General features: G+C 69.6%; 20 protein-coding genes. 14 read left to right on the top strand and 6 right to left on the bottom strand.

The window, feature by feature from the left end:
• Positions 1–23: 23 nt before the first annotated feature.
• From VFK57_15985 to VFK57_15970, 4 genes are all read right to left on the bottom strand, one after another.
• Entirely contained in the window at positions 24–1,832 is a 1,809-nt protein-coding gene (locus VFK57_15985) for a hypothetical protein (GenBank protein HET7697213.1), read from the bottom strand.
• A gap of 3 nt (positions 1,833–1,835) precedes the next feature.
• The gene (locus VFK57_15980) at positions 1,836–3,632 is read right to left on the bottom strand and encodes a hypothetical protein (GenBank protein ID HET7697212.1); all 1,797 of its coding nucleotides are present in this window, start codon (positions 3,630–3,632) and stop codon (positions 1,836–1,838) included.
• Positions 3,629–4,621, bottom strand: coding sequence for a hypothetical protein (locus VFK57_15975; protein HET7697211.1), 993 nt, complete (start codon positions 4,619–4,621; stop codon positions 3,629–3,631). The genes VFK57_15980 and VFK57_15975 overlap by 4 nt, the downstream gene beginning before the upstream one ends.
• 422 nt (positions 4,622–5,043) lie before the next feature.
• The gene (locus VFK57_15970) at positions 5,044–6,795 is read right to left on the bottom strand and encodes a M20/M25/M40 family metallo-hydrolase (GenBank protein HET7697210.1); all 1,752 of its coding nucleotides are present in this window, start codon (positions 6,793–6,795) and stop codon (positions 5,044–5,046) included.
• A gap of 209 nt (positions 6,796–7,004) precedes the next feature.
• On the opposite strand from VFK57_15970, the gene VFK57_15965 reads away from it, so the two are divergent.
• From VFK57_15965 to VFK57_15905, 13 genes are all read left to right on the top strand, one after another.
• On the top strand, positions 7,005–9,257 hold the full coding sequence (locus VFK57_15965; GenBank protein HET7697209.1) for a PEGA domain-containing protein: 2,253 nt from the start codon (positions 7,005–7,007) through the stop codon (positions 9,255–9,257).
• 27 nt (positions 9,258–9,284) lie between these two features.
• Positions 9,285–10,205, top strand: coding sequence for an energy transducer TonB (locus VFK57_15960; protein ID HET7697208.1), 921 nt, complete (start codon positions 9,285–9,287; stop codon positions 10,203–10,205).
• 102 nt (positions 10,206–10,307) lie between these two features.
• Positions 10,308–11,843 carry a hypothetical protein gene (locus VFK57_15955; protein ID HET7697207.1) on the top strand — a complete coding sequence of 512 codons (1,536 nt, stop codon included), beginning with the start codon at positions 10,308–10,310 and terminating at the stop codon, positions 11,841–11,843.
• Positions 11,844–12,081: 238 nt separating this feature from the next.
• A complete protein-coding gene (locus tag VFK57_15950; protein HET7697206.1) occupies positions 12,082–13,197 on the top strand; it encodes a hypothetical protein in 1,116 nt (371 codons plus the stop codon).
• 12 nt (positions 13,198–13,209) lie between these two features.
• On the top strand, positions 13,210–14,478 hold the full coding sequence (locus tag VFK57_15945) for a M23 family metallopeptidase (GenBank protein ID HET7697205.1): 1,269 nt from the start codon (positions 13,210–13,212) through the stop codon (positions 14,476–14,478).
• A 44-nt stretch (positions 14,479–14,522) separates the two neighbouring features.
• Positions 14,523–15,740 (top strand): DUF1015 family protein, encoded by a 1,218-nt coding sequence (locus tag VFK57_15940; protein ID HET7697204.1) that lies wholly within the window; start codon positions 14,523–14,525, stop codon positions 15,738–15,740.
• 7 nt (positions 15,741–15,747) lie between these two features.
• Positions 15,748–16,998, top strand: a complete 1,251-nt coding sequence (locus VFK57_15935; protein HET7697203.1) for an NAD(P)-dependent oxidoreductase — start codon at positions 15,748–15,750, stop codon at positions 16,996–16,998.
• Between the two features lie 30 nt (positions 16,999–17,028).
• On the top strand, positions 17,029–18,129 hold the full coding sequence (gene serC, locus VFK57_15930) for a 3-phosphoserine/phosphohydroxythreonine transaminase (GenBank protein ID HET7697202.1): 1,101 nt from the start codon (positions 17,029–17,031) through the stop codon (positions 18,127–18,129).
• Positions 18,130–18,273: 144 nt separating this feature from the next.
• Entirely contained in the window at positions 18,274–19,137 is an 864-nt protein-coding gene (locus VFK57_15925; GenBank protein HET7697201.1) for a fatty acid desaturase, read from the top strand.
• Between the two features lie 115 nt (positions 19,138–19,252).
• Entirely contained in the window at positions 19,253–19,564 is a 312-nt protein-coding gene (locus VFK57_15920; protein HET7697200.1) for a hypothetical protein, read from the top strand.
• A complete protein-coding gene (locus VFK57_15915) occupies positions 19,552–21,336 on the top strand; it encodes a hypothetical protein (protein HET7697199.1) in 1,785 nt (594 codons plus the stop codon). The genes VFK57_15920 and VFK57_15915 overlap by 13 nt, the downstream gene beginning before the upstream one ends.
• 12 nt (positions 21,337–21,348) lie before the next feature.
• Entirely contained in the window at positions 21,349–21,609 is a 261-nt protein-coding gene (locus tag VFK57_15910; protein ID HET7697198.1) for a hypothetical protein, read from the top strand.
• A 27-nt stretch (positions 21,610–21,636) separates the two neighbouring features.
• A complete protein-coding gene (locus VFK57_15905; protein HET7697197.1) occupies positions 21,637–21,942 on the top strand; it encodes a hypothetical protein in 306 nt (101 codons plus the stop codon).
• Positions 21,943–22,107: 165 nt separating this feature from the next.
• Here the strand turns inward: VFK57_15905 and VFK57_15900 are convergent, their stop codons facing one another.
• On the bottom strand, positions 22,108–23,046 hold the full coding sequence (locus tag VFK57_15900) for a VWA domain-containing protein (protein HET7697196.1): 939 nt from the start codon (positions 23,044–23,046) through the stop codon (positions 22,108–22,110).
• A 39-nt stretch (positions 23,047–23,085) separates the two neighbouring features.
• Between VFK57_15900 and VFK57_15895 the strand changes: the two genes are divergently transcribed.
• Complete coding sequence (locus tag VFK57_15895; protein ID HET7697195.1) at positions 23,086–24,375, top strand: amidohydrolase; 1,290 nt, start codon at positions 23,086–23,088, stop codon at positions 24,373–24,375.
• A gap of 58 nt (positions 24,376–24,433) precedes the next feature.
• On the opposite strand, the gene VFK57_15890 is transcribed toward VFK57_15895, so the two are convergent.
• Positions 24,434–25,591: a serine hydrolase gene (locus VFK57_15890; GenBank protein HET7697194.1), complete on the bottom strand. Its 1,158-nt coding sequence runs from the start codon at positions 25,589–25,591 to the stop codon at positions 24,434–24,436.
• Positions 25,592–25,667 lie beyond the last annotated feature (76 nt).

Genomic DNA, 25,667 nt, shown 5'->3' with positions numbered 1-25,667 from the left:
GCGCGGGCCGGCGCCGACGCTCCTCATCGTTTCGCCGGCCCCATCGGCTGCGGCGTGATGGGCGAGGCGTGGATGTAGACATCCCCGACGCTGCCGATCACGGTGCCCGCGACGGGCTGCGTGAGCACCGCCTGGCTCGCGGCGTCTGCGATCACGTACAGGCGGTCTTCCCGGCCATCGGGAGCGAGCGGTGCGCCAAAAAGCGGTACCAGGCTCGGGTGCACCGCCGGGGTCCGACCCCTTTTGTAGACCTGCAACAGGACACCCGCCGCGACTCCCCAATCCGGCGTGCTCATCTGCAACAACGGACGCTGGACACGATTGCGCCGCATATCGTCGAGGATGGCGTCCGAAGCAACCTGCACAACGCTTGCGCCGCCGCGGGTCGGCCTGAGCGCCTGCCGCCGTGCCCGTTTGAGTTGACCGCTGCCGACGTCGACGAACAGCCACAGCACGACTGCCGCTGTCGCAAGCGCGATCGTCTGCTGGACCGCGCGCATTCGCACGCCGGCGGCTCGCGTCATCGCGAGACCGGCGATCAGGGCCCAGTTCAGCGCGCCGATCGCGGAGAGCCAGAAGATCATGTAGTCGCCGATCAGCGATCTCACGCGGGTGATCGACCACAGCCCGACGAGCGACGCGATGAGGCCGCACGCCGCCAGCGCGCCGTGGAACCGCTCCTGGCGGCGCAGCGCATCCACAGCCAGTGCCGCCAGCACGAGGATCTGCGCCACTGCCGACAGGCTCGCAGGCGTCGTCCAGTGCTGCGGGATTCGGAGCGGCAGCCCCTCCGGGACCGCGAGGTCCGTCTGATACAACGCGCAGATCATCTGGCCCCAGACGGCGACTGCGGCCTGCAGCTCCTGGCCGGGCGAGGGCTCTCCGAAGAATTGCGCGATTCGTGTGAGATTTCCAGGCGAGTGTCTCGCCTCTTCGACGATCGGGAGCAGCCAGAGAAGCGCGGTCAGCCCCGCGGACGCGCCGATCCACATGCGGAAGGACGACGATCGGTCCGGCGTCTGGGTCCGTTCCCGCCAGAATGCCCCAGCCGCCAGCGACGCGCCGCCCAATGTCAACACGTAGGGGCCCAGCGAGATGTGGGTTTGCACCAGAAACGAGCCAACGAGTACGGACGGCAAGAGCGCACCGTGCCGGCCCGCCGCCAGCGCCGACGTCAAAACCAGGTACAACGCCGCCGGCAGGATCACGATGTGCGGATTCCAGTAGTTCGAGATGATCGGCTCCAACCTCAGAACATAGGCGCCCAGCACCAGTGTCCCCGCGCAGAACACCGCTGTGCTCGCGTAGCGGTAGAGCGTGCAGCCAATCGCGGAAAGCGACAGCAGATTGATCGCGAACGCGCCGACGTGCAGCGCTATGGTCTTCTCGCCGCTGAGCAGGTAGAGGGGCGCGAGCAGGTAGAAATACGACGGCCCCGGATGGTGCCAGCCGAATTGCGAATACGGTCCGAGGTACCACACTCCGCGCACCGCGTGCAGCGTGTAAAGCTCCAGGATCGCGGGGTCACCGAAGGGGTGCAGATCGCCTGACGACCAGCGGAAGAAAACGGAGAAGCCCGCCACCAGCAACGTGCCCGCGATCGTCAACAGCCAGGCGATCACTGCGGGTCGCCGGAGAGCGCGGCTCGGCTCGACGCTCGATGCCACGAATGCCAATGCGCACGCCAGCGAGAGCAGCAGGGTGACGATGGGGCCGCGGAAGCCGAGCGCGGTCGCTTTCAGCGGCTGGACGTCACCGAGCGTGTTGGCCGTCCAGGCGATTCCGAGACACAGGCCCAGGCAGGACAGCGCCGCAAGAATGTTGCGCAGCATGCGTCACGACATCGAGAGCGTGAGAATCAGGAGACTCGAGCCGGACGGCACGGCGATGCGCCATGGCTCCAGCGGTGGGCCGGCGTAACTGACCTCGCTGATACGGCGCCGCGTCGACGCATCCGTCAGAGTCCCGCGCATGCCGGAGGGGACGCGCACGACGATCTCGGCATCGGGCCGGATGTCACGCAGGATGAAGACCAGCCGCGATGGTCCGTGCAGCTCCGTCACCCGAACGCCGTGCGCCATCCGCAGCGCCGCGTCGCCGCCGCTTCGCACGTTCAACGTCCACCATTGCGCCTGCTCCAGAAGGTCTCGCACGCCCGGCGCCGATCCAGGCGGCCAGACCCTGTCCGGCTCGAAAGTGAATCCCGACCACGCGACGGCGCTGCCCGGGGCGCGGACGAACCGGTAGCGTCTTCCGTCCCGGTTCGCGTAGCACAGCGCGCCTTCGCGCAGGCACTCGCCGGGAGCCGCCGCCGGAGCGCAGGGAATCGGGAACGGCGCGTCCGTTCCCCGCCCCATCAGCAGCACCTTTTCGCACCCGCGCGTCCACGTCGGCGCCGAGCGCGCGTCCTGGTGCGCGGACACCTCGGCGAACACTTCCGGCAGGGGATTGTTCCAGCCGGGATGGCGCGTCCACAGGTAGGCCGCCAGGGGACCGGGCTCGCGCGCGTTCTCCGGCACCGATGGACCGTACAGCAGCGCGCTCGCTATCCCGGACGCCACCGCGATCGGCCACATCCAGCGCTGCGCGCTCCTCTCGTTCGCGCGGGCGAACAGCGGAATCGCCAGCGGCATCAGCCACACGGCGTAGCGGCTGAAACCCGGCGTCCCGCCGTGGTGCACGTTGGTCGCCTGCGAGAAGGCGAAGAGGAATCCCGCCGCGGCGGCCGCGGCCGTCCATTCGTCCCTGCGAACCGCCGGCCGCCCCGCGCGCAGGACCAGCGGCAGGGCAACCATGACGGCCACGACGAGGCCGGGGAAGTGCGCGGCCAGCCCGATGGCGGGATCGAACGGCACCGCGGCGATCTCCGCCCACGAGGGAGCATGACCGGGATTCTGCAGCGTCAGCAGCGACGGCGTGCCGTGCCGGAGGTAGGTATACAACGGTTGGATCACGCACAGCGCGCCGCCGGCGGCTGCGCCGGCGAGGAAACGGCGATCGCGATACGCGCCGCGGTCGCCAATCAGGTGCCCCGCGGCCGTCAACAGCGTGACGATCGCGATCGGTGGATTCTGCGTCGCGGCAAGGCCCGACGCTGCCATCGACCACCACGGCCGATCGCGCATGGTCAGGAAGGCGATCGCGAGCAGGGCGAACGTGAACACCTCGGTGTGCGGTTTGTCGATCCACCAGAGCACGGGACTGACGAACAGGAGCACCGCGGCGGCCGCGCCGATGCGCGGGACGGCGCACCACAGGGCGGCCATCAGCACGCCCACGTTCACCGCCGTGAACGCGGCGAGCGGAGACACGCCGGCCAGCCGCGCCGCCCACACAAACGGCGCCGCGACCAGCGGATAGAACCAGAAATGCGCGAAGTCGCGGCGCCGATCGCGGCTCGCCACGGTCGAGCCTCGAATGTCCCAGCCGGTGAACCGCGAATCGAGTGACGCGATCGCGCGCTGCAGCCCATCCACATCCGCGGGCGCGATCGACGGCCCGCGCAGCGCCGCGAAGTTGAGCGCCATCGCGACGTATTCGGCGCCGTCGCCGACGATGCGTGCGGACGACGAGGCGAGCAGGGACACGACGACCGAGCCCGTGGCCACGACGATGACGAGGCGCCGCGTCATAGCCGGCCCACCGCGAACGCGTACAAGTAGATGTTCGCCACCACGACGAGCGCGACGATCAGGATCGCGGCTCCCGTGCCCGCGACTGGCAGCCTGCGCCGCAGCCAGCCGAGTCCGGCCAGCGTGTACAGAACGCCCGCGGGCAGCAGGAAGAGGATGTACTTCGTCTTCAGCGCCCACACCTGCTGCGGCAGGAACCACCACACGTACGATGCTGCTCCCAGCAGGACGAAGATCGCAATCGGCCACGTCGATCGATGCCGCAGGGTGCGCACGAAGCCGAGCGCCGCGAGCAGCTCGGGCACGAACCCCAGCACGATCACGGCCATCACCAGCCCGGCGGGAATCGTCTTGCGCGGATACGGCCGCGAGGGGTCGCCATGCCGGGTTGGATTCGAAAAGAAGCTCATGTCGCTCCACGCCAGCGCGTGCAGCGTCGTCCACACACTGAAATAGACCGGGAACGCCGTCAACTCGCCTGCGGGGGCGCGCGGGCCGATCAGGCGCCGCACCTCGCGGAGCCGCAGCGTCGCGAACTCGTAGTCCGCGCCGGGCGCCCGCCTCGCGCCGATGGTGAACCCCTCCGAGGCCGAGCCGTTGGCCTTGAGAAGATCACCGTAGCGGCGCGCGTTATCGAAGTACTTCCACCCGCCGATCAGCCCCGCGATCAGCAGCATCGCCAGCGCGTGTGCGGCGACGCGGCGGGGGCGCATGCGCCGCGCGGCGGAAGGACGGACCAGCTGCAGCGCCATCACGACCGCGATCGTCAGGGGAGCCAGGAGCCCGCTGTACTTCGTCGCCGCCGCACAACCGGCCAGCACGCCAATCCGCGCGACGTCGAGCCGGCGCGCCCGCGACGGCTGCGCGCAGTACCTCACCAGGTAGTAGAGGAACGCCGTCAGGATCGCCGTGAGGACGATATCCGCTTCGGGTCCGTAGGAGCTGATGAACAGGCAGGGAAAGGCGAGCAGCAGCGCGAGGCCGAGCACGTAGGACGCGCCGCGGCAGCGGAAGAGCCGCAGGAGCCGCTGGCCGTAGTAGACGACGAGCGCGGCAGAGATGATCGCGACGCCGCCGAGCAGGCGCAGCGCGGTGTCCTCGGCCTGCGGATCGAGCCAGCGGCCGGCGGCGTAGAAAGGCCATCCGAACAGGTAATAGACCGGCGGATTGGCGCACGCCCAGCAGTCTTCCGCGAGGGGAAGCCGTCCGGTTGAAAAGAGGATCGCGACCCCCGCGTGGTACGGATCCCAGACGTAGCCGAACGGGACGGGCGAGCAGCCGACCAGCAGCGCGCGGAGCGCGACGCCGACGGCTACCAGCCCGATGGTGAAGGCGCGCTCGCCCGATCGCCCGATCGCTCGATCCCCCGATGGCCCGATCGCCCGATGGCCCGATCGCCCGATCCCCCCGCCTACTGTCCCGTTCCCCTTCCAGCCGGCAGCGGCAACGGTTTGCGCGGCAGCCGTTCCTCGCGATTCGCCGCAAGATAGGCGAACGACGCCGCGATCGTGGCGTTCTTCATCATGTCGCCTGGCTGCAGCCGCTCGTATGAATCCAGGTTGGTGTGATGCGTCAGCGTGTCGTACTCGACTTCGTCCTGAATGAACTGGAAGCCCGGCAGGCCGATCGCGTCGAACGCCTGGTGATCGGTGCCGCCGGTATTGCGGCTGGTGAGTGCCGTCATGCCGAGGCTGCGGAACGGCTCGATCCACTCACGGAAGATCGGTCCCACCGCGTCGTTCTGCTGCAGATAGACGCCGCGAATCGCGCCCGTGCCGTTGTCGATGTTGAAGTAGCCGGCGAACTTCCCGTGCTCGGGCTTGAGCGTGTAGCCGGTCTGGCACCCGCCGCGTCCCCCGCCGCCGCGCTGGGGTGCGGCCGCTTGCGGCTGCGCTCCCGGCGCCTGGTCCGCCCGGCCCGCGCCACGTTGTCCCGCGGGGGGCGATGCCGCCGCAGCTCCGGCAGGAGCGGAGCCGGATCCGCGCCCGCCGACTGGATCGTTGCAGCTGCCGAAATGCGCGCGGACGTAATCACGCGAGCCGATCAGTCCCTGCTCCTCGCCCGTCCACAGCCCGATCCGCACGGTGCGGCGCAGCGTGACGCCGCTCTGCTTCAGGATCCGCATCGCCTCCATCATCGCGGCCGAGCCGGCGGCGTTGTCGGTGGCGCCGGTGGACGCATGCCAGGAGTCGAAGTGCGCGCCGAGCATCACCACTTCGTCCGCCCTGTCGGTGCCGCGGATCTCGCCGACGACGTTGAACATCGGCGGATTGGGGTGATACGTGTTCTTGACGTCCACCTCGATCGTCACCGGCAGGTTCTTCATCACCAGGCGCGCCAGGCGGCCGTACTGCTCCGCCGGGATGGTGATGCGCGGCAGCTGCGTCGCCGCGTCGGCACTGCGATCGCCGCCGCCGATCGTGTACACGCCGTGGCCGCGCGGCGCCGTCGCCAGCAGGCCTGCCGCCCCTTCAGTCTTGAACCACTCGTTGCGGTTGAACGGCGCGCCGGCCTGACCGCCGCCGCGGCCGCCGAACTGCCCGCGCCCCGCCGCCGCCGGATTCGGCTGGCCGAACTCGGGACCCGGATTCGTCGCGAGCTCGAGGCGCTGCAGTTCTTCCGCCGTCTGGCGCGACGCCTGCGGCGTCCAGAATGCGGGTACGTCGGGCGGCGCCTGCGTCAGGATCCACTTGCCCTTGAGCTGGCCGGCGTGCTTCTTCAGGTCCTCCGGCGTCGTTTCCGGGACGAGCGCGACCTCGCCGCGCACCAGTCCGCTGGTGCCCGGCGTCCAGGCGGTCGGCGTGCCGGGGATCGGAAACGCCTGCGGGCTGACGGCTGCCATGTAGAACTTGTCGTTGGTCCAGCCATTGGTGAAGCTGCTGCGATCCACCCACGGCTCCAGCGCGACGTTGGTCAACCCCCACTCTTTCAGCCTGGCGGCCGCCCATTCACCCGCCTTGTGAATGGCGGGCGATCCGGTGAGCCGCGGGCCGTGCACGTCGGTCAGCCAGCTGGAGATCTCCATGACCTGGGATGATTGCGGCGAGAGCCCCTGGGCCTTGATCTTGCCGAGCGCTTCGTAATCGATTTTCTCGCCCGCGGCGCCGAGCGGGAGCGCCGCCGCGGCAGCGCACACCGCGAGAGCAATGACGGTTTTCCTCATGAATCCTCCGCGCGAAAGCATATCGGAACTTCGATTACAGAAACGCAAAGCACCCACCGAGGTTGTAAACGGCGGACCTCCGGCCAATCCGTTGGCCGGCCCGCCAACCGCCATTCCTCCTGAGAGTTGCGGGCATCTGGCACGGCTTTGCGCCGTGGTCCCGCGGTTGCAGCACGCCCATGGACCATTGATCTAAGGATCGAGGAGCCATGACACCCCTCCCTGCGGCGGCCGAGCATCCCGAAGCGCCTCTCTTCTCCGACGGTCTCGGCGACCGCGTCGTCGCGGTGGATGCCGCGACCGGCGACCTGTTGCAGATCCTGCGCATCCGGCCGCAGCTGCTCGCGGTGCCGTCGTTCGAGTTCGCGCTCCGCGAGCGCGCCGCGCGGCTGGCGAACTTCCGCCACGCCTACTACGCACGCGTGCGCCGCATCGACCGCCATCCCTCGGGGCTCGCGATCGTCTCGGATCACGTCGAGGGGGTCCGCCTCTCGGAGATTCTCCGCGTCGCGCAGGAGCGCCGGCTGCAGCTCGACTTGAGCGCGGCGCTGTGCCTGCTGCGGCAGCTCGTGCCCTCGCTCGCGCTCCTGCACGAGAACGCGCGCGACGTGGCGCACGGTCTGATCAGCCCCGAACGTCTGATCGTCACGCCGCGGGCCCGCCTGGTCGTCGTCGAGCACGTGCTCGGATCCGCGGTCGAGCAGCTGCAGTTCAACCGCGAGCGGTTGTGGAGCGAGCTGCGGGTGGCGATGCCGCCCACGGTCGGCGCCTGCCGCTTCGATCATCGCGCCGACGTCACCGCCATCGGCCTCGTCGCGCTCGCGCTCGTGCTCGGCCGGCCGATCGCAGCCGACGAGTACCCGCACCGCGTCGGCCAGTTGCTGAACGACGCCCGCGCGCGCTCGACCGGCGCCGACGATCAGCCGCTGCCCGCCGCGCTGCACACCTGGATCGCGCGCGCGCTGCAGCTCGATCCGCGACAGGGCTTCATGTCGGCGACCGAAGCGCAGGTCGCGCTCGAGGACGCGCTGTCGGACGACTCCGGGTTCGTCGCCGCGCCGGTGGCGCTCGAGACCTTCCTGTCGCGTTACATCGCGGCGATGCTCGAGCCGACGGCGCCGCTGGCGGTCGCCGCGGCCGTGGTCGCGCCTGCGATCCCGGCGCCCGCGGCCGCGCCGAAGCCGCCGGCCCCGCCCGCCCCGGAGCCGATTGCCGCCGCCGAACCGGTCCGCATTGCCGCCACCCCGGCGCCGCCGCCGCCAGCGCCGCCAGTGTCCGTCGCGCCGCCGGCGCCTGTCATACCGGCCGCGAGCGAGCCGCCGGCGCGTGTGCCGCTCGCGCTCGATTCGAGCGCACCCGAGCCCGTGCGTGCGCCCGCGCCGTCACGCGCGCCGTACGTGCCACCGGCGCCGCCGTCCCCGCCGCGGGACATCACCGAGCTCCTGAAGGACTTCGAGCCGCCGCCGTCGACGGAAGTGCACAGGGAGCTGGTGCTCCCGCCGGCGCGGACGCGCTTCGCCGGCTGGCGCCGCATCGCCGTGATCGGTCTGATCGCCGTCGCCATGGTGGAAGGCGGCGTCATCGCGATGCGCGCGTACCGCCAGCCTGCGGCGCCGACGCTGGGCACGCTGTCCGTGCAGACGAATCCTCCAGGCGTCGCGGTGTTCGTGGACGGCGTGTCGCGCGGCAACACGCCGGCGCGCCTGTCGCTCTCGGCCGGCTCGCACATCGTGGAGCTGCGCGGCCGCGGCGTGCCCCGCGTCATCCCGGTGACGGTAACCGCGGGAGCGGAAGCGTCGCAGTATCTCGAGCTGCCCGAGACGCCGTCGTCCGGCAGCCTGCTGGTGCAGTCGGATCCGGCGGGCGCCCGCGTGACGGTCGACGGCGTGGATCACGGCGTTGCGCCGGTGAGCGTCGCTGACCTCGCGCCGGGCGAGCACGAAGTCGTGCTCCAGGCGGACGGCGGCGCGCCGGTGAAGCAGCGCGTCGTCATTCAGGCCGGTGTCACCTCGTCGGTGCTCGCGCCCGTGTCGACCGCCTCGGCCGGACCGGTGAGCGGCTGGCTGTCCGTCAAGGCGCCGGTGGCGATCGAGATCCGCCAGAACGGCCGCCTGATCGGCACGACCGATTCCGACCGCATCATGATGGCGGCCGGACGCCACGAGATCGAACTCACGAACGACACGCTCGGCTACAGCGCGACGCGGGTCATCCAGGTCGCCCCGGGCAAGACCGCGGCGGTGAGCGTCGAGATGCCGATGGGGGTGATCAACATCAACGCCGCTCCCTGGGCCGAGGTGTGGATCGATGGCCGCCGCGCCGGCGAGACGCCGATCGGCAACCTGCCGATCTCGATCGGCCCCCACGAAATCGTCTTCCGTCATCCGCAGCTTGGCGAAAAGCGCCAGGCCGTCTCGGTCACGCTCAAGGCGCCGGTGCGCCTCAGCCAGGATATGAAGTAGGAGGCTCGACTCCGCAGGAGCAATACCATGTCCGCACCCGCACGACGACTCATCGCCCCGTTTCTGCTCGCCGCCTCGTTCGCGCAATCCGCCCTCGGGCAGGTTCCCGGCGGGCGCGACGTCGTCGGCGCCGCCCGCGACCTGTATGCATCCGCCCGCTACGACGAAGCGCTCGCCGTGCTCAACGAGCTGCGGCCGAGCGACGGCGCCGCGGCGGTGGTCGATCGCAAGGCGATCGAGCAGTACCGATCGCTTTGCCTGCTCGCGCTGGGCCGGGGCAGCGAAGCCGAGAGCGCGATTGCGGCGGTCGTGACCGCCGACCCCACGTATCTGCCGGGGGAGGCGGAAGCGTCGCCGCGCGTCCGCGCCGCGTTCTCGGACGTCCGCCGCCGGCTGCTGCCCGACCTGGCGAGCGCGCGCTACAGCGAAGCGAAAGCGGCGTTCGATCGCAAGGATCACACGCTCGCCGTGCAGCAGTTCCGGCAGACCATCACGCTGCTCGACGATCCGGACATGGGCGGCAGGCTCGCGGATCTCAGGACGCTGTCCGCCGGGTTCCTCGATCTCGCGATCGCCGCGATGGCGCCGCCGCCCGCCCCGCCGAAGCCGGTTGCCGCGCCGCCGCCGGCCGTGCCGCAGCCCGATCCCAACCGCATCTACACGATGAGCGACCCCGACGTGACGGCGCCCGCGATCGTCCGGCAGGAGATGCCGCGGCTCACGCCGTCGATGAAGCTTCAGGCCAAGGAGCGCGGCGTCATCGAGGTGGTGATCGACGAATTGGGGCGTGTCGCCTACGCGGCGATCCGCGCGAGCGTCCATCCCATGTTCGACGCCGAGCTGCTGTCCGCCGCGCGCGACTGGCGCTATCAGGCGGCGACGATGGCGGGCAAGCCGGTGAAATACCGGAAGTTGATCCAGATTAACGTCAGCCGTAACACGCCGTAGTTCAGGTACAGCCCGTCAGGCACGGCGTCCACTTCGGGGCTCAGCCGCACTCGATTCTCATGGCGCAGCGGGTGGCAGGGATATCGCACTGCACACCCGCACATGACCAATCGAGTGTCCCTGGCGGAGCTCGCCTCCGCGCAAATCCGTCTGCGTCCGGCGGAGGCCGTCGCGATCGTCTCGGAGATCTGCCGCCAGAATCTCGCGCGCGTGCTTCCGGGAATTCCCTCGCCCGGCGTGATCCGCCTGCTGCGTGACGGCGGGATTGCGATCGAGGGACCCGTCCGCGCGTCGCACGACGACGTCGCAGGCGCGGCGACGCTGCTCAACGCGCTGCTGCCCGGATTCGATGCCGCGCCCGAGTTCCGCGCGAGCGGCGCGCTGCGGCTGCTGATCGCGCGGGCGCTCCGCACGCTCGATCTCCCGCCGTTCGAATCGCTCGAGGACTTGACCGTCGCGCTCGCGCGATTCACCACGCTCGACGCGCGCGAGACGGCGGCGGCACTGTTCAGGACCTGGGAAGATGCGACCGCCGCGGCGCGCCAGGCGGCGGCCCCTCGCCCCGAACCAGTGTTCATGGCGGCGGCGCTCGAGGCCGGCACGCAGCCGGCGCCCCCACGGCCGTGGCTGTGGGCGCTCAGCGCCGCAGCCCTGCTCGTGCTCTCCGCGCTTGCCGGCTGGCAATGGGCCGACTCGCGCCTGCAGCGGATCCAGCAGAGCGCTCCCGCCGCGGTCGAAACATCCGTCGCGGTCCCGGACGGGTCCCCGCCGGCCGCGGCTGCGCCGATCCCGGAGCCGGCGCCTGACCCCGCGCGCGGCACGAGCGCGAACCCGCTCTCTCCGGCGCCGGCCCTCGGCCGTTCCCCGCGCGTGATTCGTGAATCCGCGTACTCCCCCGCGTTCGGTCCGAATGCGGCGCTCTACTTTCACGAACAGCGCGACGGCGCAAGCGTCCTCAAGGTCGCCCACACCGCCGGCAGCGGCGACATCACCGAAGTCGTGAGCATCGGCGGCGATCGGGGGCTCAACTTTCATCCGCGTCCGTCGCCCGACGGGGCACGGGTGGCGTTCGATTCCGATCGCGACGGCACGCGCGCGGTGTTCGTTGCCGCGGCCGACGGCAGCGGCGCGGTCCGCATCAGCGGCACCGGCTATGCCGCGGTGCCGAGCTGGTCGCCCGACGGAACGCGGCTGGCGTTCGTACGGGCCGAGCCGAATGCGTCGAACGTGTGGAACGTCTGGACGGCCGCGCCCGACGGGTCACAGCTGCAGCGCCGGACGCATCACCGTGTCGGGCAGGCCTGGGGTGCGTCATGGTTTCCTGATGGACGACGCATCGCGTACAGCGTTGAAACTCGGCTGATCGTGCTCGACCTGCACTCCGGCGCGACGACGTCCTACAAGTCCCCTGTATCGAACAGATTGGTGCGAACGCCCGCCGTGTCTCCGGACGGCCGACGGATCATTTTCCAGGTGTATCGCGAAGGCGTCTGGCTGTTGGATATGGAGACGCGGCGGATGCAGCGCATCCTCCCTGATCCGACGGCGGAGGAGTTCACATGGTCCCCTGATGGCCGCCGCGTCGCGTTCCACAGCCGCCGGAGCGGCGCCTGGAGCGTGTGGGTAATGGAGCCGTAAATCCGTCACGTTCCTTGTATGAAGGTGCCGTGTAATTGCTGCTGAGGACGGCATTGCCCGAGACAAATCCATGGTCGTGGTAGTCCCGCACGAACGGTGGCAGGAAAATGGCAGTGCTCGTCACTGCGTTATGTCGAACCGTGTTTCGCTGGCTGAGCTGGCTGAATCGGACATCAAGCTGCGCCCCTCGGAAGCGGTCGCGCTCGTCTGTGCGATCTGCTCGCAACACATTGAAGGAGTGCTCCCGGGAATCCCGTCGCCCGGAATCATTCGCATAACCCGCGAGGGAGATCTCGTCGTCGAAGGCCCGATCCCGACCGGGGACGACGCGGTCGCCCGTGCGGCTCTGCTGCTGACCAATCTGCTGCCCGGCTTCGATGCGCTGCCCGAGTACCGGGCCAGCGGTCCGCTGCGTCTGGTGATCGCCCGAGCGCTGGGGTCGATCGATCTTCCGCCGTACCCGTCCTTGTACGAATTCCGCGCGGCGCTCACCCGCTTCGCGACGGAAGACGTGCGCGACGTGGCGCAGGCACTGTTCAGCTCGTGGGAGCGCGCGCGTGTGACCGGCGCGTTCAATGCGGCGCCGCGCGCTTCGCTGACCATCTCGGACGTGCGCCGCGCGCGGCGCGCGACCGGCATGTCGCTCGGCTATCTCTCGACCGTCGCGGAAGTGCCGTCGCGGCGCCTGCGCGACCTCGAGTGGGGGTACATGCGGGACTGGCCGGCGACGGCGGAAGCCCGCGCGCAGGTGATCCGCTACGCGCGCGCCGCCGGGCTCGACGAAGGCATCGTGCTGTCGGTTGCGTGGCCGATGATCGTCGAGAACGCGTCCAGCCCGGCGGGTCCCGTGACGACAACCACCGCGCTGGTGAAGGTCGGGCCGCGGGCCCTGGCGGTAATTCCCGCCCCGCTCGCGCCGTCGCATCATTCACTTCGCGCGGCGCTGGTCGCTGCGGCGGCGACGGTCGCTCTGCTCGCCGCGTTTGCGTTCGGCTGGCGGTCGTCGTCCGCGTCGCCTGTGCCGCCTGCCCGCGACACGGTGCAGGTCGGGTTGTCGGGACACGACAGCCCGCCTGTCGTGCCCACGCCGCCGTCCGTCGCCGGTGGCTCGCAGGCTCGCGAGGACGCGGCCGCTCCCGCACCAGCGGGTGTGCGGGCGGTGGCGACCGGCGGCGAGAGCGAGCCGCCGCGCGTCGTCCCCGCGGTTGCCGGCGGGCCGCGTGCCGCGCCGCCCCGCGACCCGGCGCCGGCCAAGGCGAAGCGCCGCCGTCCCGCGGCCACTCGCCACGAACCCCGTGAAGAACCGCGCAAGCCCGTGCTCGAGCGGGAGCTGTTTCGCATCGTTATCAGGTAAACTGCACGTCTCTTGCTGAAGGCGTGCAGGTTCGTGCTGGTTGGCGGAGCGCTGGCGCTGGCGTCGTGTGCCCGCCCGGATCCCGTACGGGCGCCGATCGCGCGCGGCGACATTCAGCTTCCGCGTGAGTTCGAGCGCATCGACGCCCTGATGCCGCGGCACGCGACGCTGGACAGCCTGCTTCGCGCTCACCACATCTCGGAGGACCTCGTCACCGACGCCGTGGCCGCGGCCCGCGCGGTGTTCGATCCGCGCCGCATGCGCGCCGGACGCCCGTACCGGATCGAGGTCACGCTCGACGGCCTGCTGCGCGAGTTCATCTACGAGATCGACACCGATCGCTTCCTCCGCATCGTCCGCGGCGAGCGCGAGAAGCCGTCCGCGGAAGTGGTGCCGTTCGAGAAGCAGACGGCGATCGCGGCGATCGACGCGCGGCTCGAGGGAGAGACGACCTCGCTGATCGCGGCGATCAACGAATCCGGCGAGACGATTGCGCTCGCGCTCGAGCTCGCGGACATTTTCGGCGGCCAGGTCGATTTCAACAACGACCTGCAGCCCGGCGACAGCTTCAAGCTCCTGTTCGAGAAGGCGACGCGCGACGGGGCGTTCTCGAATTACGGCGCGCTGCTGGCGGCGGCGATTACCGTGGACGGCCGCGAGATGCAGGCGTTCCGCTGGACCGACCCGGCGACCGGCAAGGCGGCGTATTACGACGAGAACGGCCGATCGCTCAAACGCTTCTTCCTCAAGTCGCCGCTGAAATTCGAGCCGCGCATCACGTCACGGTTCTCGATGCGCCGCTTCCATCCGGTCGACAAGGTGTATCGCGCGCATCTCGGGGTCGATTACGGCGCGCCGGCCGGGTCGGCGGTGCTCGCGGTGGCCAACGGCGTCGTCGTCTCGGCGCGCTATTCGGGAGGGGGCGGCAACACCGTCCAGTTGCGGCACCCCGGCGGCTTCGAGACCTATTACCTGCACCTGTCGTCCTTCGGTCCGGGAATCCGCGCCGGCGCGCGGGTCTCGCAGGGACAGCTGATCGGCCGCGTCGGCAGCACCGGCACGGCCACCGGTCCGCACCTCGACTACCGTCTCAAGCGCGGCGGCGCGTTCGTGAACCCGGTGTCCGTTCATGCGCGCCAGGCGCCCGGCGAACCGATTCCCGCCGCCCATCTCGCGCGGTTCACCGCGTCGCGGGCGGACGCGCTGGCGCGGATGCGCGCGACCCTGCTCGCCGCCGCCTCTCCGGCGCCAAGGGCCGACATCGTCCGAGCCGCACGCTGATCCCCGCGCGAACGGCGCGCATCTCGATCTCATAAAATAGTCGGGTGTCTGCTCTGCATCCGTTCCGGGCGTTGCGGCCGGCGCGCAACGCCGCGCCCGCCGTGTCATCCGTTCCGTACGACGTCGTGAGCACCGAAGAGGCGCGAGCGCTCGCCTCGAGGAATCCGCTCAGCTTCCTGCACGTCACCCGCTCCGAAATCGATCTGCCGGCCGGCGCCGATCCGTACGCGCCCGAAGTCTACGCGAGGGCGAAGGCGAATCTCGAGGCGCTGCGCCGCGCGGCGCCGCTCGTCGAGGAGGATGAGCCGTCGCTGTATTTCTACCGGCTTCGCATGGGCAGCCACGAGCAGACCGGGATCGCCGGCTGCTTTTCCGTGGACGAGTACGAGCAGGACGCGATCAAGAAGCACGAGCGCACCCGTCCCGACAAGGAAGACGATCGGACGCGTCACATCATCGAGCTGCGGGCGCAGACCGGCGTCGTGTTCCTCACTTACAAGGCCTCGCCCGCAGTCGATCGGCTGGCGCGCGCCGTCACCGCAGGCGAGCCTCTCTACGATTTCCGCGCCGAGGACGACGTCCATCACACCATCTGGCGCGTGCCGGCGAAAGAGGCCACTGCGCTGGTGGATGCCTTTGCCGCGATTCCGGCGCTGTACATTGCCGATGGGCACCATCGCGCGGCGAGCGCGGCGCGGGCCCGGCAGGAGCTGCACGGCCGCGGCGACGCCGGGCAGGCGGACACCTTCATCGCCGTCGCCTTTCCCGACGAGCAGATGCAGATCCTTCCCTACAACCGGACCGTCAGGGATCTCGCCGGACAGACGCCGGGCGGGTTCCTGGACGCGCTGCGCCGCGTGGTCCCGGTGCGCGACGGTGTCGCGCGGCCGGCGGGCAAGGGAGAGGTCTCGATGTTCCTGGCGGGCAGGTGGTACGCGCTCGATCTCTCGAAGGCGGCGCCGGAAGACGGATCCCGGGCCGCGGCGCTCGACGTCGCGAAGCTGCAGCATCACGTGCTCGGACCGCTCCTGAAGATCGGCGACGTGCGCACGGACAAGCGGATCGATTTCGTCGGCGGCGCGCGCGGAACGGCGGCGCTCGAACAGGCGGTGGCGGGCGGGCGGGCCGCGGTCGCGTTCTCGTTGCATCCGGTGACGATCGACGATCTGATGTCGATCTCGGACGAGGGAGGCATCATGCCGCCGAAGTCCACGTGGTTCGAGCCGAAGCTGCGCGACGGGCTGCTGATTCACACGATCTGAGCCGAAGATGACCGTGCTCGTCGCCGACAAATTCGAGAAGAGCGGCCTCGACGGCCTGGCGGCCGCGGGCTGCCGCGTCATCTACGAGCCCGATTTGCAGGACGCGTCGTTGACCGCGGCGATCGGGTCGAGCGGCGCCGGCGTCCTCGTCGTGCGCGGCACCAGGGTGACGGCGGAGATGCTGGATGCCGGACGGCTGTCGCTCGTCGTCCGTGCCGGCGCCGGCTACAACACGATCGATCTCGCGGCGGCGTCTTCGCGCGGCATCTACGTCTCGAACTGTCCGGGCAGGAACGCGATCGCCGTCGCCGAGCTCGCGTTCGCGCTGATCCTCGCGCTCGACCGCCGCATCCCCGAGAACGTGGCGGAGCTGCGCGCCGGCCGCTGGAACAAGAAGGAATTCTCCAGGGCGGACGGTCTCTACGGCCGGACGCTGGCACTCCTCGGCGTCGGGAGCATCGGCCGGGAGATGATCCGGCGCGCGGCGGGCTTCGGAATGCCGGTCGTGATCTGGAGCCGGCGGTTCGCCGGGGAGCGCCGCCCGCTGACCGATCTCGAGGCGCGCGAGCTCGGCGTCGAGAGCGTGCTGCGATCGATTGCCATCCAGCTCGCGCCGACGCCGGCCGAGGCGGTCGCCGGCGCGGACGTCGTCAGCGTCCACGTCGCGTTGTCACCCGACACCAGGGGGATGGTGAACGCCGCTCTGCTCTCGCGGATGAAGCCGAAGGCCATCTTCGTCAACACGGCGCGCGGCGAGGTCGTCGATTACCCGGCGCTGGCGCACGCGGTGCGCGAGCGCGGGCTGCGCGTCGGGCTCGACGTCTATGCCAACGAACCGGCGGCCGCCTCGGCGCCGTTCAGCGATCCGCTGATCGATCTGCCGGGCGTCTACGGAACCCATCACATCGGCGCGTCGACCGATCAGGCGCAGGAGGCGATTGCCGCGGAGACGGTGCGGATCATCCGCAGCTACAAGGACACCGGCCGCGTGCCGAACGTGGTCAATCTCGCGCGGCGCACCCCCGCCACGCACATGCTCGTCGTGCGGCACCGCGACCGGCCGGGCGTTCTCGCGCACGTCTTCCACCACCTGCGGCAGGGGAACCTGAACGTGCAGGAAACGGAGAACATCGTCTTCGAGGGGGCGCACGCCGCCGTCGCGCGGATCAATCTGGACGGCGAGCCGCCGGTCTCGCTGTGTGACAAGATCAAGAGCGAGAACAGCGACGTGCTGGATCTCCAGCTGGTGACGCTCTAGCCGAGACCCTCGTGAAAGGACAGTGAACACATGGCCTCGAGTTCTACGACCACGCGGATATTCAACTTTTCTGCAGGGCCGGCGGTCCTGCCCCTCGAGGTCCTCGAACAGGCGCAGCGGGATCTCGTGGCGCTGCCCGGCGTCGGCATGTCGGTGCTCGAGATCTCGCATCGCTCGCGGACGTTCGAAGACATCATCCAGGGCTGCGAGGCCGACATGCGCACCCTGGCGAAGATCCCGGCGAACTACAAGATCCTCTTCCTCCAGGGGGGCGCCAGCCTGCAGTTCTCGATGGTGCCGATGAATCTGATGCCCGCCGGCGGATCGGCGGACTACATCGTCACCGGGGTGTGGGGGCAGAAGGCGGTCAAGGAAGCGAGGAAGGTCGGCACGGTGAAGATTGCCGCGTCGACGGAGGCCGAGAACTTCACGCGGCTGCCGCGGCAGGACGAGTTGACGCTCGATCCCTCCGCCGCCTACGTCCACATGACGTCGAACAACACGATCTTCGGGACCGAGTTCCACTGGCTGCCGGACACCGGCGCCGTGCCGCTCGTCTCCGACATGTCGTCGGACATCTTCAGCCGTCCGATCGAGGTCGCGAAGCACGGGCTCATCTATGCCGGTGCGCAGAAGAACCTCGCGCCCGCAGGCGTCACGCTGGCGATCATCCGCGAGGATCTGCTGGAGCGGTCGGCGGCGACGCTGCACACGATGCTCAGCTACAAGGTCCACGCCGAGAACCAGTCGCTCTACAACACGCCGCCGGTCTTCCCGATCTATGTGATGCGCCTGGTGATGACGTGGCTGCTGAAGAACGGCGGCCTCGAGGCGATGGGGGCCGCCAACGACCGCAAGGCGGCGACGCTCTACGCGGAAATCGATCGCACCGGCTTTTACCGCGGGCATGCCCACGCCGACTGCCGATCGCGGATGAACGTGACCTTCCGGCTGCCCAGCGAGGAGCTGGAAAAGACGTTCGCCAAGGAGGCGGCTGCGGCCGGGCTCGACGGCCTGAAGGGTCACCGGTCGGTCGGCGGCATGCGCGCCTCCATCTACAACGCGTTCCCCGAGGCCGGCGTCGACGCCCTGGTGGCCTTCATGCGGGAGTTCGAGCGCAAGCACGGCTGAGTGCGCGGATCTTCACGCCAAATCTGCACTTCCGGCGACAGATCCGTCGCCGGAAGTGTGCGCCCGCCGCCGGTACATAAGTCTTACAATCTGCGGGGTTTCCTCTTGCTATCGTGGGGGCTCACCTTACTTGCAGGAGCCCCGTTGACGACACTTCGCGCCGCAGTCAAGTCCGCCTATACCCTCACCAACGTGAACTGGATCACCGCCGGGTTCATGGTGGCGTTCCACGTCCTCGCCGTCGCCGCGTTCTGGTTCTTCTCGTGGCAGAACCTGCTGGTCGCGATCGCGCTGCACTGGTTCGCGGTCGGCTTCGGCATCAGCCTGGGGTATCACCGGCTGCACACGCACCGGGGCTTCAAGACGTCGCGGACGTTCGAGTACTTCCTCGCGCTGTGCGGCACGCTCACGCTCGAGGGAGGGCCGATCTTCTGGGTCGCGACGCACCGGCAGCATCACCAGCTCTCGGACCATGCCGGGGATCCGCACTCGCCCCGCGACGGCGGGTTCTGGGCCCACATGGGCTGGATCCTGTTCGGCGATACCCATCACAACAATACGGAGCTGATGGGGCGCTACGCGCCCGACCTCGGCCGGGATCAGTTCTACCGCTGGCTGAACACGTATCACTGGGTGCCGCTGACGGCGCTCGGCTTCATTCTCCTGGCCGTCGGCGGCTGGGGCATGGTGCTCTGGGGCATCTTCCTGCGCGTCGTCGTCGGGCTGCACGCCACCTGGCTGGTGAACTCCGCCACGCACATGTGGGGTTCGCGCCGGTTCGAGACCCGCGACGACTCGCGCAACAGCTGGTGGGTCGCCCTTCTCACCTTCGGCGAGGGCTGGCACAACAACCACCACGCCCATCCGGTTTCCGCGCGCCACGGTCTCGCGTGGTACGAGTTCGACATCTCGTGGATCACGCTGAAGCTGCTGAGCGCGGCTGGCATCGTCAGCGATCTGAAGGTGGCGAAGGTCCGTCAGCCGCTGCCGGTCGAAGAGGCGGCGTAGCGGCGGCCGCCGGCTTCCGGGGCCGGCTGCCAGCGTCCAGTTCGAGGCGGCGATCCTGTGGGATCGGCCGCCTCTTTTCTTTGTACGCGGGTCTGGCTAGAGTGGGGGGAAACCCATGCTTGCGCTCTTGAAGCGGCCAGCCCCCTTGTGGGAACAGAAGGTCTTCAGCACGCCGAAAGACGATGACGGCGAGGCGGCCGAGCGGATCCGCTGTCCGCTCTGCGACTGGACGCCGGGCCCGTCCTCGCGGTGGTGCTGTTACGCCGAAGGCACGCCCGAGCCGCCGTTCGAGTGGTGCGGGACGACGTGGAATACGTTCAGCACCAGGGGCCGCTGCCCGGGCTGCGCGCACCAGTGGAAGTGGACGTCGTGCCTCCGCTGCGGCGGCTTCTCGCTTCACGAGGACTGGTACGAATGCGTGCGGTAGCGCTGCGGCTGGCGATCGCGCCGATCGTGTTCGCGGCGACCGTTGCCGCGGCGCCGCAGGCCGTCCCGCAGTATCGAACGCTGAACGACCGGTTCGATCCGCCGCCGTTCGCGTCGCGCGAGGCGTGGGCGGCGCGCGCGACATATCTCCGCGAGCACGTGCTCGCGTCCGCGGGCCTGCTGCCGATGCCGGCGCGGACGCCGCTGAACCCTGTCGTGTTCGGCGCCGTGCGGCACGCCGACTACATCGTCGAGCGGGTGTACTTCGAGAGCCTGCCCGGCTTCTTCGTCACCGGCAATCTGTATCGGCCGGTCGGCGCCGGTCCCTTCCCGGCCGTCCTCTCGCCGCATGGACACTGGACCAACGGGCGGCTCGAGCACACCGCGATCAACTCGGGTCCGGGGCGGGCGATCGGCCTCGCGCGGCAGGGGTTCGTCGTGTTCACCCACGACATGATCGGCTACAACGACAGCCGTCAGCTGACGCACACGTTCGGCGGGCCGCGCGAGAGCCTGTGGGGTCTCTCGCTTGGCGGCCTGCAGCTGTGGAACGGGATCCGTGCGCTCGACTTTCTCGAGACGCTGCCCTACGTGCGGCGCGACGGATTCGGCGTCACCGGCGAATCCGGCGGCGGCACGCAGACGTTTCTGCTCGGCGCGGTGGACGACCGCGTCGCGGTGGCGGCGCCGGTCAACATGATCTCGCTGCAGATGCAGGGCGGGTGTCTGTGCGAGAACATGCCCGGCCTGCGTCTCGACACGAACAACGTCGAGATCGCCGCGACGATTGCGCCGCGTCCGCTGCTGATGGTCTCGGCCACCGGCGACTGGACGAAGGAGACGCTCGAGCGCGAGTTCCCCGCGATGCGGCGCGCCTACGCGCTGTTCGGCGCGGAATCGAAGGTCCACGCGGTCCGCTTCGAAGCCGAGCACAACTACAACAAGGACAGCCGCGAGGCGATGTACGCGTGGATGGCGCGGTGGCTCCAGAATGCGCCTGCCGGCGCCACCCGCCCGGAGAAGTCGTTCAGTCCCGATCCGCTCGCCGATCTGCTGGTGTTCTACGGCCGCACCCGCCCCGAGAACGAGCTGAACGCCGGCCGGATCGTCGAGCAGTGGATCGAGGCGGCAACCGCGCAGCTCGCCCTCGCGCCCCGCGCGATGTCGATCGACGCGCAGCTGCGCTCCGCGCTGCGGCACGTGCTGGGATTTGGCGCGGACGCGGACGAGGCGACACGTGATTTCCGCCGCCCCGCGGAACCGGCCGGGCGGTCCAGGCGCGTCGCCGTCGTCGCCGATGTGTCCCCGGCGGTGGTGGCCGCGTTGCGGAGCCGCGGCGTCGAGGCGCGCCCGGTGACGTTCACGCCGTTCGACGAGGCCGCCGCGGCGAAGATCCGCCACTTCGACACCTACAATCGAACCGCCGCCAGCCAGCGCGTGCTCGACATCGTCACCGCCATGCGTCGGTCGCCGGGCGCCACCCTGGTCGCGGCCGGCGAGGCGGCGCTGCCCGCGCTGCTCGCCGGCGCGATGGCGCCGATCGCGCGCACCATCGTGGACGTCGACGGCTTCAACACGTCGAGCGACGCGGCGTTCGTCGAGCGCCTCTACATTCCCGGGCTGCGCCGCGCCGGCGATCTGCGCACCGCCGGCAGCATGTTCCGGGGAGAAGTCATCGTTCACGACGGGCGCGGCGGGTTTCTGATGCCGCGCGCCCGGATCACCGCCGCTGAACTGAGTCCGCGCGAGATCGCTGCCGCTGCGGTCCGCTAGCTGGAGGAACGGATGCCGCGTATCAAGTGGGTCGAAGAAGCCGACGCGACGGGGGAGACGGCCAGAGTATTCGAGCTGGCGCGGTCGGGCGCGGCCAGCGGCATCAAGCGCGAGTTCGTGCCGCACATCCTGATGACGATGGGGCACCGGCCGGATTTGCTGTCGGCGATCATGGACGCCTCGCGCGTGCACTTCTCGGACGGCGCGCTGAGCCGGGCGCAGCACGAGATGATCGCGTCGTACGTCGCGGCGCTGAACAAGTGCCACTATTGACTGAGCAGCCACGCATGGTTCCTGCAGTTGCAGGGCGAGCAGTTCAGCGAAACCGCGAAAGCGCTGCGTGACGGCGACCTCGATCGTGCGCCGGTGACGCCGGCGGAGCGTCTCCTGCTGCAGTTCATCGAGACGCTGACCAGACACGCGTACAAGATCACCGACGGGCAGGTCCAGGGCCTGCGGGACGCCGGGTGGACGGATCCGCAGATCGCCGAGGCGGTGTACATCGGCGCGCTGTTCGCGATGTTCGTGCGCCTGGCGGACGCCTTCGACATCCATCCGCCGCCGATGATGGATCCCGACGGCGTCCCCAAAGCCGTCACCCGCTAAAGGGGACAGTCCCCTTTTTTCCGCCAACCCCGGTTGACGCTTCAGCGGCCGCGGAGGCGGAGATTCGCTCAGTCCAGGCGCCTCTCGCGCACCCACCGCCCGCCAACATTGCCGCCCCCGAAAAAGGGGACTGTCCCCATTTTTCGGCGACGGGCGGAGACAGCGTCACTGGACGGCGTGGACGGCGCGGCGGGCGCGGACGGTGACGTCGCGGCGGGTCACCTTCAGCTCCACCTCGCGCAGGCCGTCGCTGCCGCCCACCGGCGGGCTCGCGACGCGCAGCGAGTAGTAGCTGGCCGACTCCCGCAGGATGCGGTCGGCCGCGCCCTTGAGATCGTTCGTCGCGAGGAATCCCAGCCCGCCGGTCTCGCGCGCGAAGCCGGTGTCGCCGCCATCGGCGCGCCGCCGCATGTCCAGCCCGCCGGGATCGATCGCGTAGAACACGCTGCCGGTCCGCGACATCGCCCGCATCGCGCCGATCCATTCCTGCAGCAGATCGAAGCCGCTGCCCGGCGGCGGAATCGGCCGGTCGAGCAGCCAGCCCGACCCGATGCCGACGATCGTCTTGCGCCCGCCGCCCGCCTCGATCAGCGACTGGGCCGCGCCACCGATCGTGTTGAGCACCTGCGCGCCCAGCTGGTCGCCGCGCATCAGCCCGGTCGCGCGGACGGTGTAGCGATCGATCGCGCTCCGCAGCTTCGCCACGTCGCCCGTCATCTCGAGCGCGGGATCGCTGAGCATCACCACCGCCATCTGATCGCCGGGACGCATGCCGGCGACGAAGTGGTGCGCGGCTTCCTTCACCCGCGGCATCACCGGCAGCGGCACCGAGACGTCGTCGAGAATCAGGATGAACAGCCGTCCGGCGCGCTCGTCCGCCCCCGGCTGGACCACCGTGAAGGTCTCGATCGGCACGCGGAAATGCCCGATCCACACCTCCACCTCGCCCGGCTTCAGATCCATCACCGGCATGCCGCGTCGATCGTGCGCGACCACCTCGAGGACGACGGTCGCGGCCGGCGGCGTTCTGGCCGGCGCCTGACCGACGAGCGAGGCAACCGCGCCGAGCCACAGCAGCAGCGACCACGAGCACGCGCGCATCATGCGGCTAGTCTACGCCCGCCGGACCGTATAATCCCGGCGATGAAGACCACCACGTGCGCCCTCCTCCTCGCCTGTCTGTCCGGTGCGGCGCTCCTGGCGCAGGACCCGCTCGCGCGCATCGAGCAGGAAACCGCCAGGGTCACCCCGGCGGTCACCGGGATCCGCCACCAGCTGCACCAATACCCGGAGCTGTCCAACCGCGAGGAGAAGACGGCGGCGCTGGTCGCGGACTACCTGAAGAAGCTCGGACTCGAGGTGCGCACCGGCGTCGCCCGCCACGGCGTCGTCGCGCTCCTGAAGGGGGGACTGCCCGGACCGGTCGTCGCCGTCCGCGCCGACATGGACGCGCTGCCGGTGACGGAAGCCACGAACCTGCCCTACGCCTCCAAGGTGCGGGCCACCTATCTGGGCCAGGACACGGGCGTCATGCACGCCTGCGGGCACGACATCCACACCGCCGTGCAGCTCGGCGTCGCCAGCGTGCTGAACGCGATGAAAGCGACGCTGCCGGGAACCGTGAAGTTCATCTTCCAGCCGGCCGAAGAAGGGCCGCCGCCCGGCGAAGAAGGCGGCGCCTCGCTCATGGTGAAGGAAGGCGTGCTGCAGAATCCGCGTCCGCAGGCGATCTTCGGATTGCACGCCTTCTCGGAGATGGAGGTCGGGCAGCTCGGCTACTCGGAAGGCCCGGCGCTTTCCGCCGCCGACACCTGGGAAGTGAAGATCGTCGGGCGCCAGTCGCACGGCGCCCGCCCCGAACTGTCGATCGATCCGATCGTCGTCGCCGCGCAGTTCGTGGAGGCGCTGCAGACCATCCGCTCGCGCACGTTCTCCGGGCACGAGCCGGGCGTCGTCACCGTCGGAACGATTCACGGCGGCCAGCGGCACAACATCATTCCGGCCGAGGTCACGCTGTCGGGAACGATCCGTACGTTCCGATCGGAGATGAGCCAGCTCGCGGAAGCACGGCTGCGCGCCATTCTCAAAGGGATCACCGAAGCCGCCGGCGCGACCGGCGAGGTCGTTCGGTACGAGCGCGGCGCGCCCGCCACGATCAATCACGTGCAACTGACGCGGGATGCGGTGCCGTCGCTGGAGCGGGCGGTGGGCAAGGGCAACGTCTCGCGGATTCCGCCGGCGATGGGCTCGGAGGACTTCTCGTTCTTCTCGAACGAAGTCCCGGGCTTCTACTTCCGGCTCGGCCAGGTCAAGCCCGGCACCACGACCGGCGATCACCACACGCCGACCTTCCTGGTCGACGACGGCGCGATCCCCGTCGGCATCAAGACGATGAGTCTGCTGCTGGTGGACTACCTGTCCCGCAAGCAGTAGACGCCGGGCGCGCTGACGGCGTTGCGGTGTGGCGAGCGCCCTGCCGCCTGTCAGGCTCCTAGCGGATCGCCGCGATGATCCGCCTGGCGAGCTCCGCCTCGTTCCCCGCGTGCCACCGCCAGACGACGACCAGGTCGTGCTCGGGTGAGATGAGAATGGTGTTGCTGCCGGCGCCGCGTGCGCCATACACCGTCGCCGGCAGCCCTGGATAGTTCTTCCCCTGCGTGTTCAGCCACCACAGGTAGCCGTAGTCGGGGCCGTGCGCGCTCGGAGTGAGCGCCGCCTTCACGTACGCCGGCGGGAGGATCTGCCGGTCTCCCCACTTTCCGCCGCGCAGCCACAAGTAGCCGAAGCGCGCCATGTCCCAGGAGTCGATCCACATCCCGCCGCCCCACCGCGTGCCGCCGCTGACCGACGGCATTCGGCGTCCGTCGATCTCCACGTAGCTGTTGTGGTACGGGATCCATTTCCACGCGTTGGATCCGCCGATCGGATCCATGATCTCGTCGCGAAACACTTCCGGCACCGGCTTCGCGAACGTCCGCAGGAGTGACAGCGCGAACCGGTTGATGCGGACGTCGTTGTATTCGTAGCGCGTGCCGGGTTTGTCGAGCGGACGCGGCTTCCGCTGACCATCGCCGAAGGCGGCGGCGCCGACGAAATCGTGCGCCTTGCCCCACATGCTCCCTTCCCACTCGCTTTCCTGGTGGAGGTGCATCTTCCAGGTGATCGGGGCGTTCTGCGGCGAGTCATAGCCGCCGTCCTTGATGGAGGCGCCGACGGGCGCGTCGAGACTGGCGATGCGGCCGTCGCGGACGGCAATCGCGGCGACGCTCGAGAGCATGCTCTTCGCCACGGAATAGGTGGGATCGACCCACGTCGTATCGCCGAACTCCGCCGCGACGAACCCCTTGTAGATGATGACCCCGTTGGTGGCGGCGCGCCTGGTCGGCATCGAGCCGAGCAGCGATCCGAAGATCTTCTCCTGATCCGAGAGATCGACGGGCCGGTTGGTTTCGTGCGACGTCGCATACGCGATCGCCTCGGTCAGCCTGGCGGGATCGAGCCCGAGTTCCGCGGGAGTCTTGCCGGCCCACGTCCCTGCCGGCGGGAAGTAGTGCGCGCTCTGCGTTGCCCGCCCGGCGCCCGGGAAGACGAGCAGCAGGAACAGAGCAATCGTGGTTCCGGTGACAGCGCTGAATCGCGGGTGGCTCATGGCGGACGATCCTAGACCACCTCCCGCCGCGCGCACAGGCCTGCCGCTAAACGCGTTCGCGACCGGAACGCCGACG

It is taken from the genome of Vicinamibacterales bacterium, from assembly GCA_035699745.1.
Taxonomy (GTDB): Bacteria; Acidobacteriota; Vicinamibacteria; order Vicinamibacterales; family 2-12-FULL-66-21; genus JAICSD01.
The sequence above is the reverse complement of the archived record's forward strand: the minus strand, read 5'-3'. Positions and strand labels throughout refer to the sequence as shown.